This window comes from Sphingomonas pituitosa NBRC 102491, assembly GCF_001598435.1.
Classification (GTDB): Bacteria; Pseudomonadota; Alphaproteobacteria; order Sphingomonadales; family Sphingomonadaceae; genus Sphingomonas; species Sphingomonas pituitosa.
In genome coordinates, this window is the sequence record NZ_BCYY01000002.1 from 178,140 (window position 1) to 204,785 (window position 26,646).

The 26,646-nt window shown below is 67.0% G+C and carries 22 protein-coding genes; 8 read left to right on the top strand and 14 right to left on the bottom strand.

The window, feature by feature from the left end:
• Window positions 1–17 precede the first annotated feature (17 nt).
• The 6 genes from rpoD to SPI01S_RS22100 all read left to right on the top strand — a co-directional run bounded on the left by rpoD (window position 18) and on the right by SPI01S_RS22100 (window position 6,019).
• Window positions 18–2,045 (top strand): RNA polymerase sigma factor RpoD, encoded by a 2,028-nt coding sequence (gene rpoD, locus SPI01S_RS03415; RefSeq protein WP_066718156.1) that lies wholly within the window; start codon window positions 18–20, stop codon window positions 2,043–2,045.
• A 203-nt stretch (window positions 2,046–2,248) separates the two neighbouring features.
• Window positions 2,249–2,914 carry a DUF6975 family protein gene (locus SPI01S_RS03420; protein ID WP_066718919.1) on the top strand — a complete coding sequence of 222 codons (666 nt, stop codon included), beginning with the start codon at window positions 2,249–2,251 and terminating at the stop codon, window positions 2,912–2,914.
• Between the two features lie 53 nt (window positions 2,915–2,967).
• Window positions 2,968–3,810, top strand: coding sequence for an AAA family ATPase (locus SPI01S_RS03425; protein WP_066718158.1), 843 nt, complete (start codon window positions 2,968–2,970; stop codon window positions 3,808–3,810).
• A 74-nt stretch (window positions 3,811–3,884) separates the two neighbouring features.
• Window positions 3,885–5,063, top strand: coding sequence for a vWA domain-containing protein (locus SPI01S_RS03430; protein ID WP_066718161.1), 1,179 nt, complete (start codon window positions 3,885–3,887; stop codon window positions 5,061–5,063).
• Complete coding sequence (locus SPI01S_RS03435; RefSeq protein WP_066718164.1) at window positions 5,060–5,758, top strand: immunity protein Imm33 domain-containing protein; 699 nt, start codon at window positions 5,060–5,062, stop codon at window positions 5,756–5,758. Before SPI01S_RS03430 ends, SPI01S_RS03435 begins: the two co-directional genes overlap by 4 nt.
• 72 nt (window positions 5,759–5,830) lie before the next feature.
• Window positions 5,831–6,019, top strand: coding sequence for a hypothetical protein (locus tag SPI01S_RS22100; protein WP_157084545.1), 189 nt, complete (start codon window positions 5,831–5,833; stop codon window positions 6,017–6,019).
• 75 nt (window positions 6,020–6,094) lie between these two features.
• Here the strand turns inward: SPI01S_RS22100 and SPI01S_RS03440 are convergent, their stop codons facing one another.
• A complete protein-coding gene (locus tag SPI01S_RS03440; RefSeq protein WP_066718166.1) occupies window positions 6,095–6,388 on the bottom strand; it encodes a hypothetical protein in 294 nt (97 codons plus the stop codon).
• A gap of 83 nt (window positions 6,389–6,471) precedes the next feature.
• Here SPI01S_RS03440 and SPI01S_RS03445 point away from each other — a divergent pair, with 83 nt between their 5' ends.
• The gene (locus SPI01S_RS03445) at window positions 6,472–8,760 is read left to right on the top strand and encodes a coiled-coil domain-containing protein (protein WP_066718171.1); all 2,289 of its coding nucleotides are present in this window, start codon (window positions 6,472–6,474) and stop codon (window positions 8,758–8,760) included.
• Window positions 8,761–8,907: 147 nt separating this feature from the next.
• On the opposite strand, the gene SPI01S_RS03450 is transcribed toward SPI01S_RS03445, so the two are convergent.
• The 4 genes from SPI01S_RS03450 to SPI01S_RS03465 form a co-directional block, all read right to left on the bottom strand.
• A complete protein-coding gene (locus SPI01S_RS03450) occupies window positions 8,908–9,963 on the bottom strand; it encodes a LacI family DNA-binding transcriptional regulator (protein ID WP_066718174.1) in 1,056 nt (351 codons plus the stop codon).
• A gap of 27 nt (window positions 9,964–9,990) precedes the next feature.
• Window positions 9,991–11,022, bottom strand: coding sequence for a cupin-like domain-containing protein (locus SPI01S_RS03455; protein WP_066718177.1), 1,032 nt, complete (start codon window positions 11,020–11,022; stop codon window positions 9,991–9,993).
• On the bottom strand, window positions 11,015–11,749 hold the full coding sequence (locus SPI01S_RS03460; RefSeq protein WP_066718185.1) for a SapC family protein: 735 nt from the start codon (window positions 11,747–11,749) through the stop codon (window positions 11,015–11,017). Before SPI01S_RS03460 ends, SPI01S_RS03455 begins: the two co-directional genes overlap by 8 nt.
• 89 nt (window positions 11,750–11,838) lie before the next feature.
• Window positions 11,839–14,826, bottom strand: coding sequence for a TonB-dependent receptor (locus tag SPI01S_RS03465; RefSeq protein ID WP_066718188.1), 2,988 nt, complete (start codon window positions 14,824–14,826; stop codon window positions 11,839–11,841).
• A gap of 224 nt (window positions 14,827–15,050) precedes the next feature.
• Here SPI01S_RS03465 and SPI01S_RS03470 point away from each other — a divergent pair, with 224 nt between their 5' ends.
• On the top strand, window positions 15,051–16,280 hold the full coding sequence (locus SPI01S_RS03470; RefSeq protein WP_066718191.1) for an MFS transporter: 1,230 nt from the start codon (window positions 15,051–15,053) through the stop codon (window positions 16,278–16,280).
• Here SPI01S_RS03470 and SPI01S_RS03475 read toward each other — a convergent pair.
• The 9 genes from SPI01S_RS03475 to SPI01S_RS03515 all read right to left on the bottom strand — a co-directional run bounded on the left by SPI01S_RS03475 (window position 16,271) and on the right by SPI01S_RS03515 (window position 26,639).
• A complete protein-coding gene (locus tag SPI01S_RS03475; RefSeq protein WP_245653452.1) occupies window positions 16,271–18,028 on the bottom strand; it encodes a pectate lyase-like domain-containing protein in 1,758 nt (585 codons plus the stop codon). The genes SPI01S_RS03470 and SPI01S_RS03475 overlap by 10 nt on opposite strands.
• Window positions 18,029–18,088: 60 nt before the next feature.
• Window positions 18,089–19,645 carry an alkaline phosphatase D family protein gene (locus SPI01S_RS03480; RefSeq protein ID WP_066718197.1) on the bottom strand — a complete coding sequence of 519 codons (1,557 nt, stop codon included), beginning with the start codon at window positions 19,643–19,645 and terminating at the stop codon, window positions 18,089–18,091.
• Window positions 19,646–19,753: 108 nt separating this feature from the next.
• Window positions 19,754–20,146: a hypothetical protein gene (locus SPI01S_RS03485; RefSeq protein ID WP_157084546.1), complete on the bottom strand. Its 393-nt coding sequence runs from the start codon at window positions 20,144–20,146 to the stop codon at window positions 19,754–19,756.
• A 59-nt stretch (window positions 20,147–20,205) separates the two neighbouring features.
• Window positions 20,206–20,466: a DUF1467 family protein gene (locus tag SPI01S_RS03490; protein WP_066718202.1), complete on the bottom strand. Its 261-nt coding sequence runs from the start codon at window positions 20,464–20,466 to the stop codon at window positions 20,206–20,208.
• Window positions 20,467–20,476: 10 nt separating this feature from the next.
• Complete coding sequence (locus SPI01S_RS03495; protein ID WP_066718204.1) at window positions 20,477–22,114, bottom strand: ribonuclease J; 1,638 nt, start codon at window positions 22,112–22,114, stop codon at window positions 20,477–20,479.
• Window positions 22,115–22,897, bottom strand: coding sequence for a type III pantothenate kinase (locus tag SPI01S_RS03500; RefSeq protein ID WP_066718206.1), 783 nt, complete (start codon window positions 22,895–22,897; stop codon window positions 22,115–22,117). It abuts the gene before it with no gap.
• A gap of 18 nt (window positions 22,898–22,915) precedes the next feature.
• Window positions 22,916–23,611 carry a biotin--[acetyl-CoA-carboxylase] ligase gene (locus tag SPI01S_RS03505; protein WP_066718208.1) on the bottom strand — a complete coding sequence of 232 codons (696 nt, stop codon included), beginning with the start codon at window positions 23,609–23,611 and terminating at the stop codon, window positions 22,916–22,918.
• A 5-nt stretch (window positions 23,612–23,616) separates the two neighbouring features.
• Window positions 23,617–25,074, bottom strand: a complete 1,458-nt coding sequence (nuoN, locus tag SPI01S_RS03510) for an NADH-quinone oxidoreductase subunit NuoN (protein ID WP_066718210.1) — start codon at window positions 25,072–25,074, stop codon at window positions 23,617–23,619.
• Complete coding sequence (locus SPI01S_RS03515) at window positions 25,074–26,639, bottom strand: NADH-quinone oxidoreductase subunit M (protein ID WP_066718213.1); 1,566 nt, start codon at window positions 26,637–26,639, stop codon at window positions 25,074–25,076. Before SPI01S_RS03515 ends, nuoN begins: the two co-directional genes overlap by 1 nt.
• Between the last annotated feature and the right edge of the window lie 7 nt (window positions 26,640–26,646).

A 26,646-nucleotide genomic window follows, 5' to 3' on the forward strand; every position in this document is an offset into this window, starting at 1 on the left:
GAGTTTCGAGGATTTTGATGGCGAAGGCGAACATGGCAGACGTCACTGACACGACCGACACGAGTGACGCGCCGCTGATCGATCTGAACGAAGGTTCGATCAAGAAGCTGGTCGCGCGTGCGAAAAAGCGCGGCTACATCACCGTCGACCAGCTCAACGAGATGCTGCCGCAGGACCAGATGTCCTCGGAGCAGATCGAGGACGTGATGGCCGCGCTCAACGACATGGGCATCAACGTCGTCGAGAATGAGGACGCGGGCGAAGATTCGGAGGCCGAGGACGATTCGGCCGACGACGCCGAGACGGCGGACAGCAGCGACGATTCCGCTCCCGCCTTCGAGATCGCGAAGAAGAAGGAAACCGTCGATCGCACCGACGATCCGGTGCGCATGTACCTGCGCGAGATGGGCGCCGTCGAGCTGCTCAGCCGCGAGGGCGAAATCGCGATCGCCAAGCGCATCGAGGCCGGCCGCGACACGATGATCCTGGGGCTCTGCGAGTCGCCGATCACGTTCAACGCGATCATCGGCTGGTCGACCGCGCTCAACGAAGGCACGATGCAGCTGCGCGAGATCCTCGATCTCGATGCGATGCTGTCCAAGGGTCCGTCGGCCGAGCAGGTCGAAGGCGCCGAGGACGACAATGGCGAGATCAGCGAATCGAGCACCGGCCCGACCTTCAAGGAAGAGGAAGAGCCCGAGGAAGTCGCGTCGGACGAGGACGACGAGATGACCGAGCGCCGTGCGCGCCGTCCGTCGGACGAAGAGGAGGAGGACAACACCCTCTCGCTCGCCCAGATGGAAGAGCAGCTCAAGCCGCAGGCGCTCGAGAAGTTCGCCAACATCACGTCGATCTACAAGAAGTTCGGCAAGGTGCAGCAGCAGCGGCTCGACACCATGTCGGCCGGCGGCGAGTTCCCGGCTTCCGAGGAGAAGAAGTACAACAAGCTCCGCGAGGAACTGACCGCCGAGGTGGAGAGCGTCCAGTTCCACCAGGCGAAGATCGAGTATCTTGTCGACCAGCTCTACAGCTTCAACCGGCGCCTTACCGCGCTGGGCGGGCAGATGCTGCGTCTTGCCGAGCGCCACAAGGTGAGCCGCAAGGACTTCCTCGACCGCTATGTCGATCACGAGCTGGACGAGAACTGGCTGCCGACGGTCGTCGGCGTCGACAAGAAGTGGAAGGCGTTCGTCGAGAACGAAGGTAGCGCCGTCGACCGCATCCGCACCGAGATGAGCGAGATCGCCCAGCAGACGGGCATGACGCTCACCGAGTTCCGCCGCATCGTCAACATGGTGCAGAAGGGCGAGCGCGAGGCCCGCATCGCGAAGAAGGAGATGGTCGAGGCCAATCTCCGCCTCGTGATCTCGATCGCCAAGAAGTACACCAATCGCGGCCTGCAGTTCCTGGATCTCATCCAGGAGGGCAATATCGGCCTGATGAAGGCGGTGGATAAGTTCGAATATCGCCGCGGCTACAAGTTCAGCACCTATGCGACCTGGTGGATCCGCCAGGCTATCACCCGCAGCATCGCCGATCAGGCGCGCACCATCCGCATCCCGGTGCACATGATCGAGACGATCAACAAGCTGGTGCGCACCAGCCGCCAGTTCCTCCACGAGCAGGGCCGCGAGCCCACGCCCGAGGAAATGGCCGAGCGCCTGAGCATGCCGCTCGAAAAGGTGCGCAAGGTGATGAAGATCGCGAAGGAGCCGATCTCCCTCGAAACGCCGATCGGCGACGAGGAAGACAGCCATCTGGGCGACTTCATCGAGGACAAGAACGCGATCATTCCGGTCGACGCGGCGATCCAGGCGAACCTCAAGGAAACGGTCACCCGCGTCCTGGCGAGCCTCACCCCGCGCGAGGAGCGCGTGCTGCGCATGCGCTTCGGCATCGGCATGAACACCGATCACACGCTGGAAGAAGTCGGCCAGCAATTCTCGGTGACGCGCGAGCGCATCCGCCAGATCGAGGCAAAGGCGCTTCGCAAGCTGAAGCACCCGAGCCGCAGCCGCAAGATGCGCAGCTTCCTCGACCAGTAAGCAGCTTCCGCTCCGAAATGAAGAACGGCTCCGGCATCCGCCGGGGCCGTTTTTATTTGGGACGATGCGCGATGGAGAGCCGAAATCCTGTCTTTCAAGATTAATTTCGGCGTAACCATCTTTCTACGCGCTTCGGTATGTTCGCTATGCGATCTCCTTCTGGCCGGCCGATGACGGACGGCGCTGTCCAGATGAGGAAGGTCATGCTCTTGGATACCGCACCGATCGAGCATTTGTCGGGCGCTTGGGGCCCGATGGGGGCGCTGGCGGGATCCGACGGCAGCGCCCAGCATCTCCATCTGCGCGCGCTCCGCACCGCCGCCCTGCCCCGCCGCGACCTGGCGGATGCCGTGCATCATGTCGCGCGGCTGCATGGCCGCCATCCCGGGCTGATCGACTATGCAGCCGGCCATGCGCAGCGCCCGGTCGAATGCGAGTGGCTCGAAGCCGCCGCGGAAGCCTTTGTGGTGGAGCGCGCCTATCTGGTCCGCCTGGTGGCCGCGGCAGGCCCCCTGCCCAGCACGCCCGGCCATGCCGAGAGCGAAGCGGCCGCGGCGGCCCAGCGCCATGCGCTCGACATGCTGGCCCAGTCCGATCGCGCCGGCTGCGCGACCGGCGCCGCCATTGCGCTGGCGATCGACTGGATCGCCATCCGCGCCGTGCTGGATCGCGCCGCCGCCAGCTTCGGAGTCGAGCCCGTCGCCGCCCGCCTCCCCATCCCCGAAGAGACGGTCAGCGTGGTCGATGCGCTGGCTCGCGAAGCCGCGCACGAGCGCGCGATGCTGTTCGGCGCGCAGCAGGTCTTTGCCCAGCATCGCGGCCTGTGGGACCTGCTCGAAGCCCGCGCGAGCGCCCGCAGCCGCAGCTGACCTGTCCCCCGAGGTGGGTTGCATCCCGCCACCTTTCGGCCCACCTTTCTGGCATGCGCTTCGAAGGCACCCAGAGCTATGTCGCGACCGCCGACCTGAAGGTCGCGGTCAATGCCGCCGTCACGCTGCGGCGCCCGCTGCTGGTCAAGGGCGAGCCGGGCACCGGCAAGACCGTGCTCGCCACCGAGATCGCCAAGGCGGTCGGCGCGCCGTTGATCGAGTGGAACGTCAAGTCGACGACCAAGGCGCAGCAGGGCCTGTACGAATATGACGCAGTGGCGCGGCTGCGCGACGGGCAGCTCGGCGATCCCCGCGTGCACGAGATCGGCAACTATATCCGCAAGGGCAAGCTGTGGGAGGCGTTCACCAGCCCCACCCTGCCCGTGCTGCTGATCGACGAGATCGACAAGGCGGACATCGAGTTCCCGAACGACCTGCTCCAGGAACTCGATCGCATGGAATTCCATGTCTACGAGACCGGCGAGAATGTCCGCGCCGCCGAGCGCCCGATCGTCGTGATCACCTCCAACAACGAGAAGGAACTGCCCGACGCGTTCCTGCGCCGCTGCTTCTTCCACTATATCAAATTCCCCGATCGCGACACGATGCAGGCGATCGTCGACGTGCACTTCCCCGGCATCCAGAAGCTGCTGGTCAGCCGGGCGATGGATCTGTTCTACGAGATCCGCGAGGTGCCCGGCCTCAAGAAGAAGCCATCGACCAGCGAACTGCTCGACTGGCTCAAGCTGCTGCTCCACGAGGACATGCCGCTGGAGGTGCTCCAGTCACGCGACCCGACCAAGGCGATCCCGCCGCTCCACGGCGCGCTGCTCAAGAACGAGCAGGACGTGATGCTGTTCGAACGCCTCGCCTTCATGGCCCGGCGGCAGAAATAGCGATGCGGCGGACGGGCAGCCTCCGGCGGTCAACGTAATGGACGCGCGCCATCCCGCGGGCCTAGTCTAGGTCCATGTTCCTCGCCTTTCTCGACGAGCTGCGCGCCGCGGGCATTCCCGCCAGCCTCAAGGAACATCTGCTGCTGCTCGAGGCGCTCGACGCGCAGGTGATCGAGCCGACGCCCGAGGCCTTCTACTTCCTTGCCCGCGCCACCTATGTGAAGGACGAAGGGCTGCTCGACCGGTTCGACCAGGTCTTCGCCAAGGTCTTCCGGGGGATCGCGAGCCATTACGGCGTCGCCCCCGCCGAACTCCCCGAGGAATGGCTCCGTGTGATCGCCGAGAAATATCTCACCGGCGAGGAAAAGGCGGCGATCGAGGCGCTCGGCTCGTGGGAAAAGCTGATGGAGACGCTCCAGCAGCGCCTCGCCGAGCAGCAGGAGCGGCATCAGGGCGGCAGCAAATGGATCGGCACCGGCGGCACTTCGCCGTACGGCAATGGCGGCTACAATCCCGAAGGCGTGCGGATCGGCGGCGAAGGCAAGCACCAGCGCGCGGTGAAGGTGTGGGAGGCGCGCGACTTCCGCAATCTCGACTCGACCCGCGAACTGGGCACGCGCAACATCAAGGTGGCGCTGCGCCGCCTGCGCCGCTTCGCCCGTGAAGGTGCGGCGGAAGAGCTCGACATCGACGGCACGATCGCCGGCACCGCAAGGCAAGGCTGGCTGGACGTCAGGATGCGGCCCGAACGCCACAATGCGGTGAGGCTGCTGCTCTTCCTCGACGTCGGCGGTTCGATGGACCCGTTCGTCAAGCTCTGCGAGGAGCTTTTCTCGGCCGCCACCGGCGAGTTCAAGAACCTCGAATTCTTCTACTTCCACAACTGCCTGTACGAAGGCGTGTGGAAGGACAATCGTCGCCGCTTCACCGAACGCACCCGCACCGCCGACATCCTCCACAAATATGGCCACGACTATAAGGTGATCTTCGTCGGCGACGCGTCGATGAGCCCCTATGAAATCACCCATGTCGGCGGCTCGGTCGAGCATATGAACGAGGAGCCGGGTGCCACCTGGCTGCAGCGGGTGGTAGATACCTACCCCGCCACCGTCTGGCTCAACGTGCTGCCCGAGGCGCAATGGAGCTATTCGCACTCGGTGACGATGATCCGCGCGCTGATGCGCGACCGGATGTTTCCCCTCACGATTGCAGGGATCGATGCAGCGATGCGCGAGTTGAGTAGAAAGCGATGACCACGATCCGCGACATGCTCTACCGTTGGCGCCGGCGGCTGTTCGGCAGCTACACGATCGCCGATCCCCGGCCAATGGCCGAGGCTGCGCCCTACACGTTCTTCCTGCCCAGCGAGAACGAGGTGCTGGCGCTGCGCCTGGGCGATCTCGCCAAGCTGATCTTCCAGTCCACGCCCGCGTCGCGCGACTATGCCGCCGAGCGGATGTGGGTGGAGATCACCCGCGCCGAGGGCGACCGGCTGTGGGGCCGGCTGGACAATGTGCCGCTCGACATGCCGCAACTCCGTCCCGGCCGCGAGATCGCCTTCCGCCGCGGCGACGTGATCGACCTGCGCTGGGGCGAGAACCGGCCGGTGCGGCCGCCCTCGGCGCCGGCGCGGCGCCACTATGACGCGCGCTGCCTGGTCGACAGCTGCGTCCTCGAACAGGGTGCTGCGGTCCATTATCTCTACCGCGAACTGCCGCTGCCCCCGGGCATCGGCGACGAACCCGACAGCGGCTGGCGTATCCGCGGCGATTATCGCGGGCTCGAAGACGAGGCGATCGGCGCCCGCGCGATCGAATGCGTCGCGCTCGGCCGCGTGCTCAACATCGACGACAGCTGGGTCCACCTGATCGATGCGCCCACTGGCTCGGCCTATGTGCGGAACTGGGAGAAGGATGTGTTCGAGCCCGAGTCCGCGGCGGCGGACTGACGAAACCGTGAGTCGGCTGTCGCCCAAAAGCGGACATTGCATCTAGCTGTCATAGACGTTCGAGGGGAAACGATGATGGCGCTGTCCTGGGCTACTTTGATAGTTGGCGGAGCAGTCCTTTTTGGCCTGCCCCCTGCGGTCTTTTGGCTGAACACCCGCAGGCGAAACGCAGGATGGTGGGTGCTGCTGGCGGTGATCGCCTTGGTGTTCGTAGGAAACGCTGCCGAGAAACTGACGACCGGAAACTCACCGCTTTTTTGACAACCACAGCTCCCCACCATTGCCGGCCACCCGACTACATGGCCGAATGCCGACGCTAGTCCGCTAGCGCTCCGCTCAGAGCTTCTCGACCGCCTTGTCGATCCGGCGCAGCAGCGCGCCGTCCTGGGCGCTGCGCCGCACCGCCTCCTCGGCAAGCCCCATCAGGCCGGTCGCGCCGAAGCTGCCCGCCAGGCTCTGCAGCCGGAGCGCGGCGCCTGCCCATTGCTCGGCGCCCTTGGACGATTTCATCATGTCCACCGAACGGTTCACGCTCTCAAGGAACGCGTCGCGCAGCTCGGCGATCAGCGCCGGATCGTCGCCCACCGCAGCTGCCAGGCTCGTATCGATTGCACCGGGATCATAGGCCATGGCGCGATCGTAGCGGCATGATCGTTAACCGTTCGTTGCCAACCCGGTATTGGTCCGCGCGGCAAAGCTGGTACAGTGCCCGGATGACTGGGGGCTCCACCGCTGAATCCGCCGTACCGTTCGAAACCCTGCCCGCCGAACCGCCGGTGCTGGCGGAGAGCCTCGTGATCGACGATCCCGCGCCCGACGCGGCGTCGGACGGGGATGCCCCGTCGCAGTTCGGCTGGGTCGCGCCGTTGCTCGCAATCGCCGCCGGAGTGGGGGCCACCTATGGCATGGCGACGCTTGCGCTGCCCGCCTTGCGAGAGCCGATCAGCGACTTCCAGCGCGTCCAGCTGCTCGCCTCGCTCTGCGTGCCGGGGGCGCTCGTCGCGCTCCTTTACCTGATCGTCATGCGCACCAGCACCCGCGAGGCCCGCCGCTTCGCCGACACCGCCCGGGCGATGCGGGCGGAGGCAGAGGCGCTGGAGACCCGCACCGCCGCGCTCATCGATCGGATGGTGGCGCAGCGCCGCGCAATCGCCGAGCAGGAGAGCGGCCTGTCGGTGCTCAGCGACGCCGCCAGCGAACGCCTCGCCCACGCCGCCGCGAGCGCGCAGCGCCAGGCCGAGACGATCGCCGCGAGCACCCAGCAGTTGAGCGCCATGACCAGCGCCGCCGAACACAGCATCGCGGTCGTCCTCGCCTCCTTGCCCCGAGCACATGAGGAAATGCGTGGGCTGGCCGATCGCGTCGACGCCGCGGGCCTGCAGGCGGGGCAGACCGCCGCCGCGCTCGACATCCAGCTGACCGTGCTTGCCGAGCGCGGCCGCGAAGCCGATCGTATCGCAAGCGGCGCCGCCGAGCGGCTGGCAGCCCACATCTCCCGCATGGAAGCGACCAGCGAGGCCGCGAGCAGCCGCCTGGAACAGGTGACCGACCAGATGTCGGCGCAGGTCGACGCCGTGCTCGATCGTGCCGCCGCCGCCGTCGACCAGTCGCGCCAGGGCATTGCCGCGCAGGGCGAGGCGATCCTCGCGATGCTGAGCGCCAACCAGGCCGCGCTCGAACGCGCGAGCGAGGACAGCAGCGCCGCGATGGCCCAGCGCATGGCGCTGATCGAGGATGCGATCATCCGCATCTCGGCGCGACTGAGCGAGGAGCAGCGGCGCAGCGACGCGCTGTTCGCCCGTCTCTCCGAGGGCGCGAGCGAATTCGACCGCGAGCTGGAAGTACTCCACGCCGCCGGCACCCGCCGCACCGAGGCGCTGGCGACCGCCATCCACAGCCTTCACCAGTCGATGGACGGGATGACCCAGTCGATGCGCACCGGCGAATCGACCGCGCGTGGGGCGATCGCCACTTCCGAGGAACTGCTGACCGCGCTCGACGCCGCCGCGCGCGAGATCGACGAGACCATGCCGGCCGCGCTGGAGCGGCTCGACGAGCGGATCGACACCACCCGCAAGCGCATCGCCGCGTCCAAGCCCGAACTGCTCGGCCTGGTCACCGCCGCCGAGGCGACCCATGACGCGGTGGAGGGCATCGCCGCATCGGTCACCCAGCAGCAGGCCGCGCTGGAAAGCGGTCGCGCCGCGCTCGCCGAGACGCTGGCGACCGCCGCCGAGCAGGCGGAGACGCTGAGCCGCGCGGTCGACGGCGCGATCGTCCACGCCAAGAGCTTCACCAGCGACGCCGCCCCTGAGCTGATCGAAACGCTGCTGCGGGTACGCGACAGCGCCAACAAGGCCGCCGACCATGCGCGCGAGGCGATCGACGGCATCGTCCCGGCGGTCAATCGCGTGCTGCAGGACACCACCGACAGCGTGATCGAACGCGCGGTGGAGCTATCCGTGCGCCAGCAGGTCGACATGCTGACCAAGGCCGCCGATGCCGCGATTGGCGCGGCCGCCCGCGCGGCCGAGCATCTCCGCGCGCAGATGACGGTGCTGGAGGACGCCAACCAGCTCGCCGAGGCGCGCATCGCCGAGGCACAGGATGCGCAGGAACGCGCTGACGGCGATGGCTTCGCGCACCGCATGGCGCTGCTGATCGACGCGCTGCACTCGACCTCAATCGATATCGCCAAGACCTTCTCGACCGAGGTGACCGACGGTGCCTGGGGGGCGTACCTGAAGGGCGATCGCGGCGTGTTCACCCGCCGCGCGGTGCGGCTGCTCGCCCCGCACGAGGCGCGCGAGATCCACCGGCTGTACGATCATGACGACGTGTTCCGCGACCATGTGCATCGCTACGTCCATGATTTCGAGACGATGCTGCGCCAGGTGCTCGGCCTGCGCGAAGGCAATCCGCTGGCGGTGACCCTGCTCTCGTCGGATGCGGGCAAGCTCTATGTGGCGCTTGCCCAGGCGATCGAGCGGCTGCGAAGCTGAGGGTTTGGGGGCCTGATACGCCCCCCCCAAAGCCGTCATCCCGTCGAAAGCCGGGATCCAGACGCCATTCGCTTTCCGCAGGAACCGCGCCGGCGACCCCAATGGATTCCGGCTTTCGCCGGAATGACGGTTGTAGAGTCCGGGGCGTTACCGTGCCGGCGGCCGGCGGGTGGAGTCCCGCACGATCAGCGTCGAGGGCAGCACCACCGGCTCGGTCGAGGCAGGCGGGCGGCCCGCGCAGGCGTCGATGATCCGCTCGACCGCCTTCGCCGTGATGTCGGCGATCGGCTGGGACACGGCGGTGAGCGCCGGGCTGGCGAACCGCACGATCGGCGTGTCGTCGAAGCTGACCAGCGACACGTCCTCGGGCACGCTGAGCCCCCGCCCCCGCACCGCCGCCAGCGTCGCCAGCGCCGTCTGGTCGTTGGCGGCGATCACGGCGGTCACGTCGGCGCGGTCGAGCAGGGTCCGCGCCGCGATCAGCCCGGCATCGTAGGAAAAGTCGCCGGTCTCCAGCAGCCCCTCGGACGCAAGCCCGGCCGCCGCCATTGCCGCGCGCCACCCCTCGACGCGCCAGGCGCTCAGCTCGTACGAATCGGGCCCGGCGATGAAGCCGATGCGACGATGGCCGAGCGCCAGCAGATGCTCGGTCGCCAGCCGCGCGCTGCCGCGATCGTCCTGCACCAGCATGTGCCCGGGGCCCGCGGCGACCGAACCGATCCGCGCGATCTCGATCCCCTTCTCGGCGAGCAGACGCAGGATCACCGGGTTCTGCGAATGCGGCGGGGTGAGGATCGCGCCGTCGGGCTGGAGCGCGGCGATGGCGGCGTTGATTTCGCGCTCGATCTGGTCGCTCTGGGTGTCGACCAGCTCGACGATCATCCGATAGCCATGCGCGGCGCAAGCGAGCATGCCGCCGAGCAGCATCTGGTCGACCCAGTCGCGCCCCTCGCGCGCGCGCCAGTCGGCGATGGTCCGCTCGCGATCGTTGAGCGCGAGGATCAGGTACGAACGCGATCCGCTCATCCGCTGCGCCGCCAGAGAAGGGACGTAGCCGAGCTTGGCAATCGACGCCTGCACCCGGTGGAGCATCTCCGGCCGCACGCCGGGCTCCTTGTTGATCACCCGGCTCACCGTCTGCAGCGAGACGCCGGCATCGGCCGCGACATGGCGGATCGTCACGGACTGGCGCCTACGAGACATACGGTTTCCTCACCCCTTCTTCTTCGCTCAGCGGCTCAGCTGCCGCAACAGATAGGCACGCAATTGTCCCGCCGTCTCGGGCGTTAGCGGATCGAGCACGCCCCGCGCCCCGTCCGGGATATGCGCGGTCAACGTCTCGCCGGGTGCGAAGACATAATTGTCGAAAACCTGCCGCCAATGCGCGCGCGCCTCCGCCGGCAGGTCGCGGATCGCGAGCAGCGCCGCGAGCAGCGCGTCGTTCGGCTCGGCGAGCCAGGCAGGGCGGGTCCGCCACCAATAGTTGATCATCACATTGAAGCGATCGAGCGCCTCGACATGGTGCCACCACAGGCTGGGGATGCGCAGCGCGTCGCCCGGCGCCAGCACCACCGTACGAGCGTGACGGAGCGCCTCGCGGAACCGGGGGAAGCGCGCGAAATCCGGCGCATGGAAGTCGACCATGCTGATCGCGCGGCCGCCGGGGGTGTTGTCCAGCGGGCCGAGATAGAGATTGGCGAACTGGTCCGGCGGAAACAGCGTGAAGCGGCGATGGCCGACGGCGGTGCACACCAGATTGTCGGGCTCGTCGAAATGCGCGGCGACGCGCGTGGCGCTGCCGATCCAGATCGTCGCAGCCAGGCCCTCGCGGGGACCCAGCGGCATCGCATTGGCCTCGGCCAGGCCCGGGAAGAAGCGCGGCACGTCGGTGGAGGCGATGTAGCGGAGCGGCGCATCGGCCTGGCCCTCGCCTGCTTCCATTTCCGCGAAGATCGCGGCGATGCGCGCGCGGCGGGTGCGATGGTTCATCGCCATGGTGTCGTCGTAGAAGATTCGCTCGCCGCCGCCGGGTACGCCCTCGGCATAGGTGAAATCGGTGTCGCGGGCGAAGCCGAAGAGATAGGTGCGCGCGCTCGGCGGCCCTTTCGCACCCGCGGCGACGAGCGGCCAGTCGGCGACCAGCCCGCGCACCACGAACGGCTCGGCCGAGGCGGCCAGCGCGTGGTCTAGCGCCCAGCAATCCGCCACGGTGATCGCCGAGACTGGCCGCAGCCCGTCGAACAGGTCGGCAGGATCAGGCATCGGTACCCCGACGCTGCTGCCGCACGATCAGCGACGGCAGGTTGGCGAGCGATGCCAGCGCCATCGTGATCGGCAGCAAATGGTGCTCGCGGTGCAGCTCGCCCAGCGCGTCGCCGTCGAGCGCGGCGAACCGCTCTTCGTGGATGCCGTGAAAGTCGACGATTTGCCGGGCATTGCCGTCGGCATCGTCGAAGCGGATCGAGACGGGCTCGAGCAGGTCGTGCCGCTCCAGCGCGTCGAAGAAAGCAGGGGCAGCGCGGTAACCGCGATCGAGCTCGCCGAGGCCGTCGAGCACGGCGGCGAGATAGGCGCTCGGGCCTCCGTCGGCGTCGAACAGCGGCGAGGCTTCGTCATAGCCGAGATCGCCCGGTACCAGCACGCGCGGGCTCGCGCCGGCCAGATGGAGCTGGGGGACGTCCCCGCCCCTTGCCGGCGGGCCGATCAGGAAGGGCCGGGTCGCCATCGCCAGCGGCAGATAGGGCGCATCCCAGCGATCGCCGTCGAGATACAGGTTCTCGTCCGGCGCGAAGCCGAACAGCGCTGTCGCCTGGAAGCCGTCGCGCGCTGCGGTGCGCTGGAACAGGATCGGATAGGCGTTCTGCACCTGGCGGAACTCATCGGGCACAATGAGGCAAAGCTGGACGGCATCGCCCAGCGCGGCGCCGCGCCGCCGGTCGATACGGACCGCGCGATGATCGTCGATGGTCACGAGCGGATGGTCGGTCATGTCGGTCCCCCTTCCCCGCCGGCGGCGTTCGCACGCCGCGCAGCGGGGCGGAAGGGCCTTGCGGTCGTGCAACCGCAAGGCCCCGGTGTTCAGAAGCGGTAGCGCAGGCCCACCGTGTAGCGGGCATAGCCCGGCGCGGTGACGCCGACATACTGCTCGGTCCGCTGGTGCGTGCGGCGGCCCTCGCCCGTCAGGTTGATGCCTTCGAAGAACAGGCTGGTCCGCGGGCGCACTTCCCAGCTCGCGCTGGCATCGATCTGGCCATAGGCTTCGGTGTAGCTCGGGTTCGATCCCGCGCCCGCCAGGAACTCGGCGCGCCAGTTATAGGCGACGCGCGCCTGAATGCCGTTCTTGTCGTAATAACCGATCACGTTGGCCGTGTCGCTCAGGCCCACCAGCGCGAACTGGTTGACCGTCGCCGGCACGTTGTTCCTGTAATGCACGTCCCCGTCGACGATCGTGTAGTTGAGGATCATCCCCAGACCAGTATCCCAGAAACCGTGCTGGATCGCGAATTCCCAGCCATGGACGTTGGCGGTCTGGCCGTTGTTGACCGGTGTGTTGACGGTGAACAGCACCGCATTATCCTCGGGCAGGCCGAGGATGTCACCGGTATAGGCGCCAGGCGTCCCGCCGGTGATCTTCACCGAACCTGGATAATTGGCGAAGATATACTGGCGGATGTCGTTCGAAGTCGCGCCTGCGCCCAGCGCCGCGAGCGCCGCCTTGTAGCGCGGGCCGTCGGCCGGGTTGGTCAGGCCGAACACCGGCTTCTTCACCTGGCCGGTCCCGATGAAATTCACCACCGACTTGTGGAAATAACCGACCGAGATGTAGCTCTCGGGCTGGTAGTACCACTCGGCCGAGAAATCGAGGTTCTTCGATTTGTACGGCAGCAGCCCCGGATTGCCCTGGCTGCCGGTGCCGCCATCGACGCGGAACAGCGAGTCGATCGTCTGGCCGCCCTGCAGGCTGCCATAATCTGCCCGCGCGATGGTGTGCCCGTACGATGCCCGCAGCTTGACGTTCTTGAGCGGCGAGATGTCGAAGTCGAACGAGGGCAGCCAGTTCTGATACGAACCGCTGAGCGTGGTATAGTCGCTCTTGCCCGAGTAGACGACGTTGAGCTCGTTCGCCGCGACCCACTTGGTCCCCGTGGCAACGGGCACCAGCGCCGAGGAGTCGATCCAGGTCTTCTCGTAGCGGACCCCGGCATAGAGATGCGCCGGGCGGCCGAATGCATCGAACTTCACGTTCGCCTGGAGGAACGGCGCGAGCGTCTTTTCCTGGATGTGGCGATCGACGGTGTACTGCGCCAGGCAGGTATCGGGCGCGAGCGGCGTGCCGCTCTGCGGCTTGGAGCACATCTTGTACAGGCTCTCGAGATTGCCGACCAGGCTCTCGAAATTCTTGGTGTAGATCTGCTGGATCAGCAGGCTGCCGTCGGTCTTCAGGCCCGGATATTTGTCGGGAACCGTCGCCAGCGTGAACAGGCTGTCCGGCAGGTCCGACGCCGGGCCGGCGCCGCCCCAGGTGTTGTTCTGGAGGAAGCCATAGGCCGAGCGGACCTTGTTATCGACATAGGAGATACCGAAGTCGACGCTGTCGAGCAGGCCGCCATGCTCGTACCGGCCCTTGAACTGGGCCTGGTTGATCTCGTCGCGGAACAGGCCGTTGCGGAACGAGTTGCCGGTCGCCTGAATGCGCGACGCGTCGATCAGGTCGATGCCCGGCTGCATCGTGATCGACAGCACCGGCATATAGTGGCTGAAGTCGATGGTCTGGCTCGCCGCGCCGAAGATGGCGGTGCTGACCGAGGTGCTGGTGCCATATTTGTTGGTCGGGCCCGACCGCGCGATCGAGTGGTGGCCGTCCAGCTCGAACGAGAATGCCCCTTCGGGCTTCCACTGGAGGTTGCCGCCGATCGAGTTGTTCTCGCTCTGGTTGGCGCTGAGGTTGCTGACGTAGGAAACGTCCTTGCCCTCGCTCGCCTTGAATCGCTCGGTGTAGAAGATCGGGCTCGCCACCGCGCCGCCAGTCCAGCTGCTGACGGTATCGTTGTTGTTGAAATAGACGCCGATGCTGTTGCTGCGCACCGTCACGCGGTTGCGCGAATAGACATAGTCGATCGTGCCGGTCAGCGTGTCGGACGGCTTGAACTGCAGCACCGCCTGGCCGTTGATCCGCTCACGCGCGATGTCGTTGATGCCGATGCCGGCATTTTGCGGCACCGTGTAGATCTGGTCGCCGGTCGGGCGGTTGGTGATGTTGGCGGCGCGGGGATCGCCCGGCTGAGCAAGTTCGCCTGCCTTGTCCGATCCGGTGCGGCCGTTCTTCCAGCCGACATAGGCTTCGTTGTTGCCCGCCTTGCGCTTCTGGTAGGTGCCGGCGATCAGGATGCCGATGCGGTCGTCGGCGAAGCTGTCGCTGATGATTCCGGAGAGCTCGGGCGTGATGGGCGTCTTGCGGGCGTTGCTCGACGAATCATACATGCCTGAGACGGCGACGCTGCCGTGCAGGCCCGGCTTGTCGAGCGGGCGCGGCGTGCGAATGTTGATCGTCGAGCCGATGCCGCCCGATTCGATGTCGGCGCGGCCGGTCTTGTAGACCTCTACCGCCGCGATGCCGTCCGAGGAGAGATTGGCAAAATCGAACAGGCGCGACGTCGGCGCGGTGGCGCCGCCGTCCAGCGTCGAAGTGGGCATCTGGCGGCCGTTGAGCGTCACCAGATTATAGTTCGGCCCGAAGCCACGGACGGTGACGGTCGAGCCTTCACCGATTGAACGGTCGATCGAGACACCGGTGATGCGCTGCAGTGATTCGGCCAGGTTGGTGTCGGGGAACTTGCCCATGTCCTCGGCCGTGATGCCGTCGACCACGCCCTGCGCGTCCCGCTTGAGCGCGAGCGACTCGCGCAAGCTGGCGCGAATGCCGGTGACGACGACGTCGCCGTCGGGTCCGGTGGCTGCAGACTCGACCCCGGTCTGCGCCGCAGCAGTTCCCGACATCGCCAGCAGCGCGAGCGAGGAAATCCCCGCGCACAAAAGCATCATCGTCCTTGCATGTTCACGCGTCATATTGGCTCCCCGCCATTTCCATGATCATGGCCCCTCCATGATGTGAACGTTCACTTAGCGGCGTTCTTTTGCGGGTCAATAAGTCACATTTTCGTAGTATTTTGCGTAGGAATCGTTCTCAAAACTGTCATCTACACGACGTTTCATGCGGAAGCGCGAAAAGCCGGCGCAACGCTTGAAACCACGTTGGCACGACAAGTCGCACGCTCTAATCGAGCGCTCGCATGACCGCGTCTTCAACCCCTGCCGCCGTCGCCGACGGAACCGCACGACACTGGCGCTTCCTGCTTGTTTTCGCGCTGGCCAACGCCGGCGGCACGATCGGGTATCTGCCCTTGTTCACCGTATTCCTGCCGATGAAGGTCGAAGCGGTGGCCGGCCCTGACCGTCTCAACCTCTTCACGCTTGTCGCCATGGTCGGAACGGTGGCGGCCATCGCTGCCAATCTCGGCTTCGGATGGCTGAGCGACCGGTCGGCAGCGCGGGGCAAGGGCCGCCGCCGCTGGTTGGTGGTCGGGGTGATCGGCCTCGCGGTCGCCTATGCACTTTTCGCCCGCGCGCATTCCCCCGCCAGCGTGCTCCTCGCAGTGGTCGCGGTACAATGCGCCGCCAATGCCGTGCTGGCGCCGCTGATGGCGCTGATGGCGGACGAGATCCCCGACGGCCAGAAGGGATTCACCGGAGGCCTGCTCGCACTGGCAAACCCGATCGGCGCGGCGACGGCCTGGGCGCTGGTGAAGCTGCCCGGGCTGGCCGAGGCCGCACGCCTGGGATTGCTGTCCCTCGCGATCGCGCTGCTGGTGGTGCCGCTCGCCTTCTCCGGCGCGCGGCGGCTGCCACAGCAGGCGGTCGCGCTTCCGCAAACCCGCGCACGGCGCAATCTTGCCGCGGCCTGGGTCGCGCGGCTGCTGCTCCAATCCGCGGGGAATGGCCTAACGCTGTACCTCTATTACTATTTCGCCGACCTGCCGCCGCGCCGGAGCGCGCTGGACGCCGCCGATTTCGTAGGCCGCACGCTGGTGCTCGCCTATCTGCTGCCCCTGCCGTGCACGCTGCTGCTAGGCCGCCTGTCGGACCGAATCGGACGCCGGAAGCCGTTCCTGCTCGGTGCGGCAGCGATCACCGCCGGCGGCCTGGCGGTGATGGCCCTCGCCGTCTCCCGGCCCGTCGCGGTGACCGGGTTCCTCGTCTACGGCGTAGGCGCACAGCTGTTCATGGCGATCCACGGGGCGTTCTGGATGCAGGAGCTACCGAGCGCGCAGCACCGCGGCCGCGACCTTGGCATCCTCAACCTTACCAATACGCTGCCGGCGCTGGTCGGCACCGCCATCGCCTGGGTGGCGGCGACGCCGGGCAGCTTCGCCCCGCTGCTGTTCCTGCTGTCCGGCCTCACCCTGGCGGGCGGGCTGGTGATGCTTCTCGTCCGAGAGCCGTCCGCCGCCGATCAGGGATAGGCGCGCAGCCGCTGCAACGTCGCCCCCGGCCGCGCCGCCGCGCCGGTGTCGTTCACCAGATGCGCGATCGTGCCCACCCCGCCACCGAGCGACATCGTGGTGACGTGGCGAAAGCGCACCCCCGGCCGCCCCGGCGCCTCGATCGCGCTGTCCAGCACCACCTGCGGGTTGGTGCGGAAATAGACATACACGCCCAGCGCCACCGCCTCATGCTCACGCACGGTGTCGTCGACCTTGTATGCCGCCCAGCCCCGCGTACTGCCCGCCATCCAGGCAGCCTGGGCCGGGGGATCATAGGGCAGCTCGTTCTGGTAGAAATAGGTCCGGCCCCGATTTCCCCGCCACCAGGTCTGGTACCGCTGGAAATGCTCGACGAACAGCGCGTGGACCGTCACGTCGTCGCCGTTCACCACCAGCCCGTGGTCGCCCGTGCTCTCGTCCCAGCCGACATGCACGCGGGTGCCGTCGACATCGCCGTGATCCGCGCGCCAGATCCAAAGATGATCGGCCAGGACATGGTGGCTGTTGATCTCCAGGCAGGTCTCGACCCTGCCCACCTCGACGCCGCCGACCCGGAAGAACAGATCGGCGAGCAACACCGGGTTGCCGCGATGATCGCCGTCGCTGCCGCGCGGGCCGACCTGGACCAATACCGGCGAGCGCTCCGCCCCCGCATCGATCATCAGGCCGGCCACGGTGACGCCGGGCACGTCATCGATCTCCAGCACGGCAGTGCCGTTCACCGCCTGCAGTGTCGCGAGGCCGATGCCGAGCAGCACGCGATTGGCCGCGGCCACGCGGATCGGCGCGTCGAGCCGATAGACGCCGGGGGTGAACAGCAGGTGCTGGCCGCGCGCGAGCGCGGCGTTGAGCGTCGCGGCGTCCGTCTCCGGCCGGGCGAGAAAGAAGTGCTCGATCGGCAAGGCGCTGCCCGCCGCTGGCCCGTCCGCCCAGCTCGTGCCCACTGCGTCGCGCCGCAATGCCGGCACGAAAACCGACCAGCGGCCCGCCGCATCGACCTGCAGGAACGGCTTCTCGCGAAGCAGCGGCACCCGCAGCAGCGTCGTGACCGCAGGGTCGGGGAAGGTGGTCGCGGGCGCCCCCTCGACGCCCTGGAACATCATGTTCCAGTTCACGCCGTGCCAGGCCCCGATGCGGCTGCTGCGGCTATACCATTGCTGCTGGCTGCCGGCGCGGATCGTGCCTTCGATCCGACAATCGGCGAGGAAGCCGCCGCTCGACGAACCGCCGTCGTCGAGCACCAGATCGCCCATCATGTGGATGCGGCGATAGGGCGCTGCCTGCGAGACGGCCCAGCGGTTCCAGCTCCCCGGCGGACGCACGGTCAGGTTCTCCGCGCCACGCCAGAAATTGGCGAGCGCATTCCCCTGGAGCCACCCGGCATCGACGCGGACATGGCCGTCGATCGTCACCGCCCCCGGCATCGCCCCGAGCCCCAGGACCTGCGTGAAGAAGCCGACGCGCACGTCCGCCGTGTACCGGCCCGGCCGGAACAGGATGGCGAAGCGGCGATCGGTGAAGTGCGCCCCCTCTTGCTCGGCGAAGATCGCGTCGATCGCCGCCTGAACCTCCCCGCCGGGCATGGACGGATCGAGTACCAGCACGCTCGGCCCGAAATCAGGTGCTGCTTCCGCCTTCATGATCGCCCCCGCGCTTGCCTGCAGCGGCGCCCCCGCCGCTGCCACCGCCATCGCTGCAAATCCGGCATCGCCGGCGCGGCGGATCACCGTGCGCCGACCTGCATCAACCGGGCAGCTTCCCTGCTCCTGGTGCAACCCGCGTCCCCGTCAGGCAAAGTCGAGCTGGGGGCGGCCTTGGGAGACGATCGCGGTGCGCGCGGTCTTCACCGGCGCGCCCGGATCGGTGACCTGATCGACGGTGCGGAACTGCGCCTGCCACTGGTCGCGCGTTACCTCGCACAGCAGATAGCCGCGGCGGTCGTTCATGTACTTCAGGTACGGATTGCGCCCGAGGATCTTGTCGCTGCCCGCGCGGACATCGGCGCCGTCGCCGCCCGAGCTGATCGAGGTGGAGACGAATTCCACCGCCACGGCCTCACCCTGACCGGCGCGGGTGCGCAGCTCGCCGGCGTAATTCTGGTGCTCGTCGCCCGTCAGCACCACGACATTGCCGTGGCCGGCGAACGTCGAGAGCAGCCGCTCGCGCGGCAGGTCGTAGCCTCCCCAGCTGTCCATGTTGCGGATCGGCGCGGGCTCGTCGCCCATGCGGCGGTCGAGCGGCATCATCATCACCTGCTGCGCGACCGCGTTCCAGCGCGCCCTGCCCTCGGCAAGGTTTCGGCCGAGCCACGCCTCCTGAGTGCCGCCAAGCACCTGCGCATCGGCGGCATCCCAGCCCGCGCACCTCGGCTTGAAGCCGTCGTCGCAGGGTTGATCGGTGCGGAACTGGCGCGTGTCCAGCAGGTGCAGGTCGAGCAGGTCGCCGAAACGTGCGCGGCGATAGGCCTGGATCGAGTCACCCTTGGGGATCGAGCTGCTGCGCACCGGCATATGCTCGTACCAGGCCTGGAAGGCGGCGGCACGGCGCAACAGGAACGCCTCGGGCGGGGTGCCGTTCTGGTCGCGGTCGCTCACCCAGTTGTTCTGGATCTCATGGTCGTCGAAGGTGGCGTACCAGCCGGTCGCCGCATGTGCCGCCTGCAGATCGGGATCGGTCTTGTACTGGGCGTAGCGGCGGCGATAGTCGTCGAGGCTGAACGGCTCCTCGCCGACATGCGCGCGGATGATCTTCCTCGGATTGCCGCCATAATCGAACGCAACCGGGGTAGCGCGGCCCTCGTAAATATAGTCGCCATAGTGGAAGAGGAAGTCTGCCTCCTCGCGCGCGGCATGCGCATAGGCGGTATAGAGCCCCTGTTCGTAATGCTGGCAGCCGGCGACGAGGAACCGCGCCTTCGTCACCGAAGCACCAGCGGCGGGCAGCGTCTTCACCCGGCCGCGCATCGAACGCTCGCGGCCGCAGGTGAAGCGGTACCAGTACGGGCGGTCCGGCTGCAGCCCGGCCACCTCGACGTGCACGGCATGGCCGAGCTCGGGCCGGGCTAGCGCCTCGCCCTTGGCGGCGATGGTCTTGAAGGCAGGATCGGAACCGACTTCCCACTGCACCGCGATCGGCGCCATCGGCATGCCGCCATGCGGCTCCAGCGGCTCGGGAGCGAGTCGCGTCCACAGCACGAATCCGTCCGACGACGCATCGCCCGCGGCGATGCCGAGCGTGAAGGGATAGGCGCGGAAAATCTGCTGCGCCCGCACGACCCCGGGCGCGCCGAGCACCAGCATCGAACCGGCAGCGCCCAGCAGAAGCTCGCGTCGTGTAGTGTGCATCATCTGTCTCCCTCGCGCGGGGCGGCAGGCACCCGCCCCCCTTTCAGCGGCGGGATGCGCCCCGCATTCGCACCGCATGGCAAGCGAAGATGACAGAAATGTGAACGTTCACATAGCGGCGGCAAAATGGGGTGTGAGCACCGCTGCCTCCCGCGCCATTTCACGCCGCAGCGCCGCCCGCATCGCTGCCGAGGCCCGGACATAGCCGGGCCAGTCCGCCACGACCTGGCGCAGCGTCCAGGTGCCGATATGGCTGCTGGAGGTCGCGCGCGAAAGGTTGGTCGAGTCCCGCAGCGATCGCAGCGCCGGGTCCGCTGCGCCCGCATTGATCAACCGCTCGCACAGCGCGACCACCTCTCGCCGCCGCGCGCTGCTGGCCCGGGTGAGGCGATAGCGAACCGCCATCACCGCCTTGTCGTCACAGCTGGGCGACTGGGTGAGCTGCTCCAGTTCGTCGATGGCGGCGAGCATCTGAGCGTGGTGTCGGCGCAGGTCTTCCATCCCGCTCTTATAGGCAGCCAGAGCACCCTTTTCCGCACAAATGCTTATTTTGCTGGTAGTTATCGCGTCCAGTCGAGCATCTCGGCGGTCACCCAACCATAGACATAGTTGAGGTAGAAGGCAGCGAACAGCACCGCCGACAGGATCGTGGTGCGCACCACGATCCGCGTCGGGTTGAAGCTGTGCGGCGCGCTCGGCGCCTGGCCGGGGACGAGCGGAACGCCCGCCTCCTCGCTGGTCCTGACCCCGAAGGGCAGCACGAAGAACACCGACATCGCCCAGAAGAGCGTATAGATCGCGAGCGCCGACTGCCACTTCATGGTTGCGAGGTTACGCCTCGATCAGCAGCACGTCCACTACCGGCTTCTTGCCGGTGAAGCGCACCGCGACGCGCCGCACCGCGAGGCGCAGCGACTCGCGCAGCTTTTCGCGATCGCGCCAGTCCTTCTTCACCGCCTCGACGGCGGCATCGGCGGCGGCGGCGATCAGGTCGTCGCGGTCCTCTTCCACCGGCACGCCCTGGATGCGGATCTGCGGTGCCCCAAGCAGCTTGCCCTTGCGATCGATCGCCACCGCGACCGACATCTGGCCGTAGAGCGCGATCCGGCGGCGTTCGCCCATGGTCGCGCCGTCGGCGGGCAGGATCACGTCCCCGTCGAGCACCAGCCGGCCGACGGTCGCATGGCCGATCTTGGCCGGACCGTTGGGCGCCAGGCGGATGATCTCGCCATTCTGCTGCTTCACTGCCTTGGGCACGCCCTGCGAAAGCGCGAAGCGGGCCTGCTCGTGCATATGGCGGATCTCGCCATGTACCGGCACGATGATCTCCGGGCGGATCCACTTGTACATCTCGGCCAGTTCCGGGCGCCCCGGATGGCCGGAGACGTGGACGAAAGCCTGGCGATCGGTGATGATGTCGACGCCCTTGTCGGCGAGCGTGTTCATGATCTTGCCGATCGCGATCTCGTTGCCCGGGATCTGGCGCGAGGAGAATACCACCAAGTCGCCCTGGTGCAGCTTCAGCACATGGCTGCCCTCGGCGATGCGGTTGAGCGCAGCGCGCGGCTCGCCCTGGCCGCCGGTGGCGACGATCAGCACGCGCGAGGCAGGCAGCGTCATTGCCTTGTCGAAATCGATCAGCTCGGGGAAGTCACGCAGATAGCCGGTCGCCTTGGCGACACGGATGATCCGGTCGAGCGAACGCCCCGCCACACACAGCTCGCGGCCGGTGTCGCGTGCGACGTCGCCCAGCGTCTGCAACCGCGCCGCGTTCGAGGCGAAGGTGGTAACGAGCACGCGGCCCTTGGCGGCTGCGACCACCTCGTCAAGGCCGGTACGCACGTCGGCTTCGGATCCCGAGGCTTCGGGATTGAACACGTTGGTCGAATCGCACACCAGCGCCAGCACGCCCTTGTCGCCGATCGCGGTCAGTTCCTCGGCCGTCGCGGAACCGCCCAGCGAGGGCGCTTCGTCGAGCTTCCAGTCGCCGGTATGGAACACCTTGCCATAGGGCGTCTCGATCAGCACCGCATTGCCTTCGGGGATCGAGTGCGCCAGCGGCGTGTAGGTGATCTTGAACGGGCCGAGGTCGAATGGCCCTTCTTCCTTCACGACGTTGAGCTCGACGCGGTCGTCGATGCCTTCCTCGGCGAGCTTGCCGTGGATAAGCCCGGCGGTGAACGGCGTCGCGTACAGCGGCACGCCCAGATCAGCCGCGAGATAGGGTAGCGCGCCGATATGATCTTCATGCCCGTGGGTCAGCACGATGCCGAGCAGGTCGTCGACCCGATCCTCGATGAACTGCAGGTCGGGCAGGATCACGTCGATGCCAGGGTAGCTGGCGTCGCCGAAGGTGATGCCGCAATCGACCATCAGCCACTTGCCGTCGCAGCCATAGAGATTGACGTTCATGCCGATCTCGCCCGAGCCGCCGAGGGCGAGGAAGAGCAGTTCGTTTCTTGGAGTCACTTAATTTCCTTGCTGGCTGCGTTCCCACAGCATCGCCAAGCCCTGAATGGTAAGATCGGGCTCGATCGTATCGAACACTGATGTATGCTTTTCAAAGAGAATCGCCAGCCCACCCGTCGCAATAACCCTGAGCGGCCTGCCCACTTCGGCCTTCATCCGTGCGACCAGCCCCTCGATCATCGCGATATAGCCCCAATAGATGCCGATATGCATCTGATCGACGGTATTGCGGCCGATCACGCTGGCACTGTCCGGCGCGGTGATCGCGATGCGGGGCAGCTTGGCGGCGGCGGTCACCAGCGCGTCGAGCGACAGGTTGATGCCCGGCGCGATGATCCCGCCCTTGTAGGCACCGCGATAATCGACCACGTCGAAAGTGGTGGCCGTGCCGAAATCGATGATGATCAGGTCGCCTTCGTGCCGCGCATGGCCGGCGAGCACGTTGAGTGCGCGGTCGGCGCCCAAATTCTGCGGCTCGTCCACGTCGAGCGGGAAGCCCCAATCGGCGCTGCCCTTGCCCGCGATCACTGCCTCGGTCCTGAAGTATTTGCTGGCGAGCACCTGCAGGTTGTGCAGCGCCCGCGGCACCACCGTGCCGACGATCACCCCGCTCACCGCGCTCCGGTCAAATCCCTCCAGCGCGAGCAGCTGGCTTAGCCACACCGCATATTCATCCGCCGTGCGGCGCGGATCGGTGGCGATGCGCCAGCGGGCACGGATCTCGCCGCCATCCACCAGCGCGAACACGACATTGGTATTGCCGGCGTCGATCGCGAGCAGCATCGCCCTTCCCTCTCCTCGTTACAGCAGGAACACGTCGCCCGCGTGAATGGCACGGCTGGTGCCATCGGCCAAGCGAAGCATCAACGCACCGCTCGAATCGAGCCCGCCGAACAGCCCGTCGACGCTGGTGCCGTCGGACAGGCGCGCGGTAAGCGCCGTGCCCTCGGGATGCGCCTTGGCGAGCCAACGCTCGCGCACCGGCCACATCCCCTCGCCCCGCCAGCGTTCGAGCCAGCGGCCGAAGCTCTCGGCGAGCACCTCGGCGAAGATGTCGGGAGCAACGGTCACGCCCCGCGCGGCGAGGCTCGTCGCGGCGCGATCCAGACCCTCGGGCGCCGCCGACAGGTTCACGCCGATGCCCACCGCAATCGCATCCCCTGCCCGCTCGAGCAGGATGCCGGAGAGCTTGGCGCCGTCCACCAGCAGGTCGTTGGGCCATTTCAGCATCGGCTGCACGCCGAACGCCCGCACCGCTTCCTCCAGCGCAACGGCGGAGAGCAACGCCAGCGTCGCCGGCGAAGGATCGGTCGGCCGAACGCGGACCAGCGTCGAAATGTAGAGATTGCCCGCAGGCGAGACCCAGGCCCGCCCCTGCCGGCCCTTGCCGGCGGTCTGGCGTTCGGCCCGGAGCCACAGCCCCTCCCCGGCGCCCGAAAGCGCCAGGGAGAGGATGTCGGCATTGGTAGACCCCGTCTCGGCGACGGTCCGTATCACAGGCGTCAGAACAGCGCCTTCGCCGCGACCAGCGACCAGGTGCCGAGCGCACCGAACACGAGCCAGCCGATCGGCGAGATGACGACGGCGCTGATCGCAATCAGCCCGCCTTCGACCAGGTCGGTCTTGCCCGCAAATGCAGGCGCCGGCTCATCGAAGTACATCGTCTTGACGATCTTGAGGTAATAGAAGGCACCGATCGTCGACGCCGCGGCGCCCACCGTGGCGAACGCGATCAAGCCCGAATGCATGGCCGCGATGAACACGCCCAGCTTGGCGAAGAAGCCGAGCAGCGGCGGGATGCCCGCCAGGCTGAACATGAAGATCGCCAGCGCCAGTGCCAGGCCCGGTCGCGTACGCGACATGCCCGACAGGCTCGCGATCGTCTCGACCTGCTCGCCCTGCTCGTCGCGCATCTGCAGCACCACCAGGAAGCTGCCGATCGTCATGACGACATAGATCGCCATGTAGACGAGCACGCTCGCCACGCCTTCCTCACCGCCGGCCGCGAGCCCGATCAGCGCGAAGCCGACATTGTTGATCGACGAATAGGCGAGCAGCCGCTTGATGTTGGTCTGGCCGATCGCCGCGACCGCACCGAAGATGATCGACGCGAGCGAGGCGAAGATCACGATCTGGCGCCATTCGAGGATTGCCGGACCCATCGCATCGACCGCCACACGAACCGCCATCGCCACTGCCGCCACCTTGGGCGCCGATGCGAAATAGGCGGTGACCGGGGTGGGCGCGCCTTCATACACGTCCGGCGTCCACATGTGGAACGGCACGGCCGAGATCTTGAAGGCAAGACCGGCGAACACGAACACCAGGCCGAACAACAGGCCGGTATGCTGGCTGCCGCCAGTGCCGGCGCGATAGGCGTCAGCAATACCCTCGAACAGCGTCGTGCCGGCGAAGCCGTACACCAGGCTGATACCGTAGAGCAGGATGCCCGAGGCCAGCGCCCCCAGCACGAAATACTTCAGGCCCGCTTCTGCCGAGCGCGTGTCGCGCCGCATGAAGCTGGCAAGAATGTAGGCCGAAAGGCTCTGCAACTCGAGGCCGACATAGAGGCTCAGCAGGTCGCCCGCCGAAACCATCATGCCCATGCCGACGGTCGAGAGCAGGATCAGCACCGGATATTCCGGACGCAGATCCTCGCCCGAGGTGCGCTGAAAGAACTTCGGCGCGACGAGGATCGAAACCGCCGCGGCGGCATAGATCACCACCTTGGCGAAGGTTGCAAAGGCATCCGCGCGGTACAGGCCGCCAAACGCCACGCCGCCCGTCGAGGACGGACCGGCCAGCGCGATCCCGGCACCGGCGAGCAGCGCCACCGAGGCCCAGCTCACCAGCTTGGTAGATGCCTGGCCGCCCCAGGCAGCCACCAGCATCAGAACGATCGATCCGGCCGCGAGCACCAGCTCGGGCAGCGTCATCATCAATTGCATTGAATAGGACATCAGTGCGCCTCCCCGTGCGCGGAGGCTTCATGAGCGGGAGCCGCCTTGGGCGAACCCGGCGTGGGCTTGGAGTCGCTGATCGACGCGGTGTGCGCGGCGCCGTCGAGGCGCTGCGTCAGCCGTGCGACATCGGCACGCATCGGTGCGGTGAAGCTGGTCGGGTACACGCCCATCCACAGCACCACGGCAGCCAGCGCCACGAGCATCGCGACTTCACGAGCGTCGAGATCGGGCATCGCCTTCACATCGTCCTTGGTAAGGTCGCCCCACACCACCCGACGGAACAGGTAGAGCATATAGGCGGCGCCGAGGATGATGCCGGTGGTGCCGATCAGCGCGGTCCAGGTCGAGACCTGATAGACGCCAGCGAGGCTGAAGAATTCGCCGACGAAGTTGCTGGTGCCCGGCAGGCCGATCGAGGCCATGGTGAACAGCAGGAACAGCACGGCATAGCGCGGCATGTTGATCGCCAGGCCGCCGTAGCGGTCGATCTCGCGGGTGTGCAGGCGATCATAGATGATGCCGACGCACAGGAACAGCGCGCCCGAAACCACGCCGTGGCCCAGCATCACCATCATCGCACCGTCGATGCCGTTCGCGTTGAAGGCGAACAGACCCATGGTGACGATCGCCATGTGCGCGACCGACGAATAGGCAATCAGCTTCTTCATGTCGCTCTGCACGAGCGCGACGAGCGAGGTGTAGACCACCGCGACGCACGAAAGCGCGAACACCAGGCCCATGAACTGCACCGACGCGACCGGGAACATCGGCAGCGAGAAGCGCAGGAAGCCATAGCCGCCGAGCTTCAGCAGCACGCCCGCCAGGATCACCGAACCAGCGGTCGGCGCCTGCACGTGCGCGTCGGGAAGCCAGGTGTGGACCGGCCACATCGGCATCTTCACCGCGAACGAGGCGAAGAAGGCCAACCACAGCCAGGTCTGCCAGCTGGCCGGGAAGTCATGCGCCATCAGGTACGGGATCGAGGTGGTGCCGGTGCTCAGCACCATCGCGATCATCGCGATGAGCATCAGCAGCGAGCCGAGCAGCGTGTACAGGAAGAACTTGTACGACGCGTAGATGCGGTTCACGCCGCCCCAGATACCGATGATCAAATACATCGGGATCAGGCCACCTTCGAAGAAGATGTAGAACAGGAACAGATCCTGCGCGGCGAAGGTGCCGATCATCAGCACTTCGGTCGCGAGGAACGCCGCCATGTACTCCGGCACGCGCTTGGTGACCGAGAGCCAGCTGGCGCCGATGCAGATCGGCATCAGGAACAGCGAGAGCTCGATCAGCAGGAAGGCGAAGCCGTCGATGCCGAGCGCCCAACGGAAATCGACGCCGCCCAGCGTGAACAGCGTATGCTGCTCGACAAACTGCCATTGCGGGGCGCCGTCGCCATGCTGGAACTGCGTCCAGAGGAACACGCCGAGCGCCAGATTGACGAGCGTCGCGAGGAGCGCGGTCCAGCGGGCGCCCTGCGCGCCGACGAACAGGCAAAGCACTGCGGCAATCGCAGGCACCGCAAGCAGGACGGAAAGGATCGGAAAGCCGGTCATTGTTCCA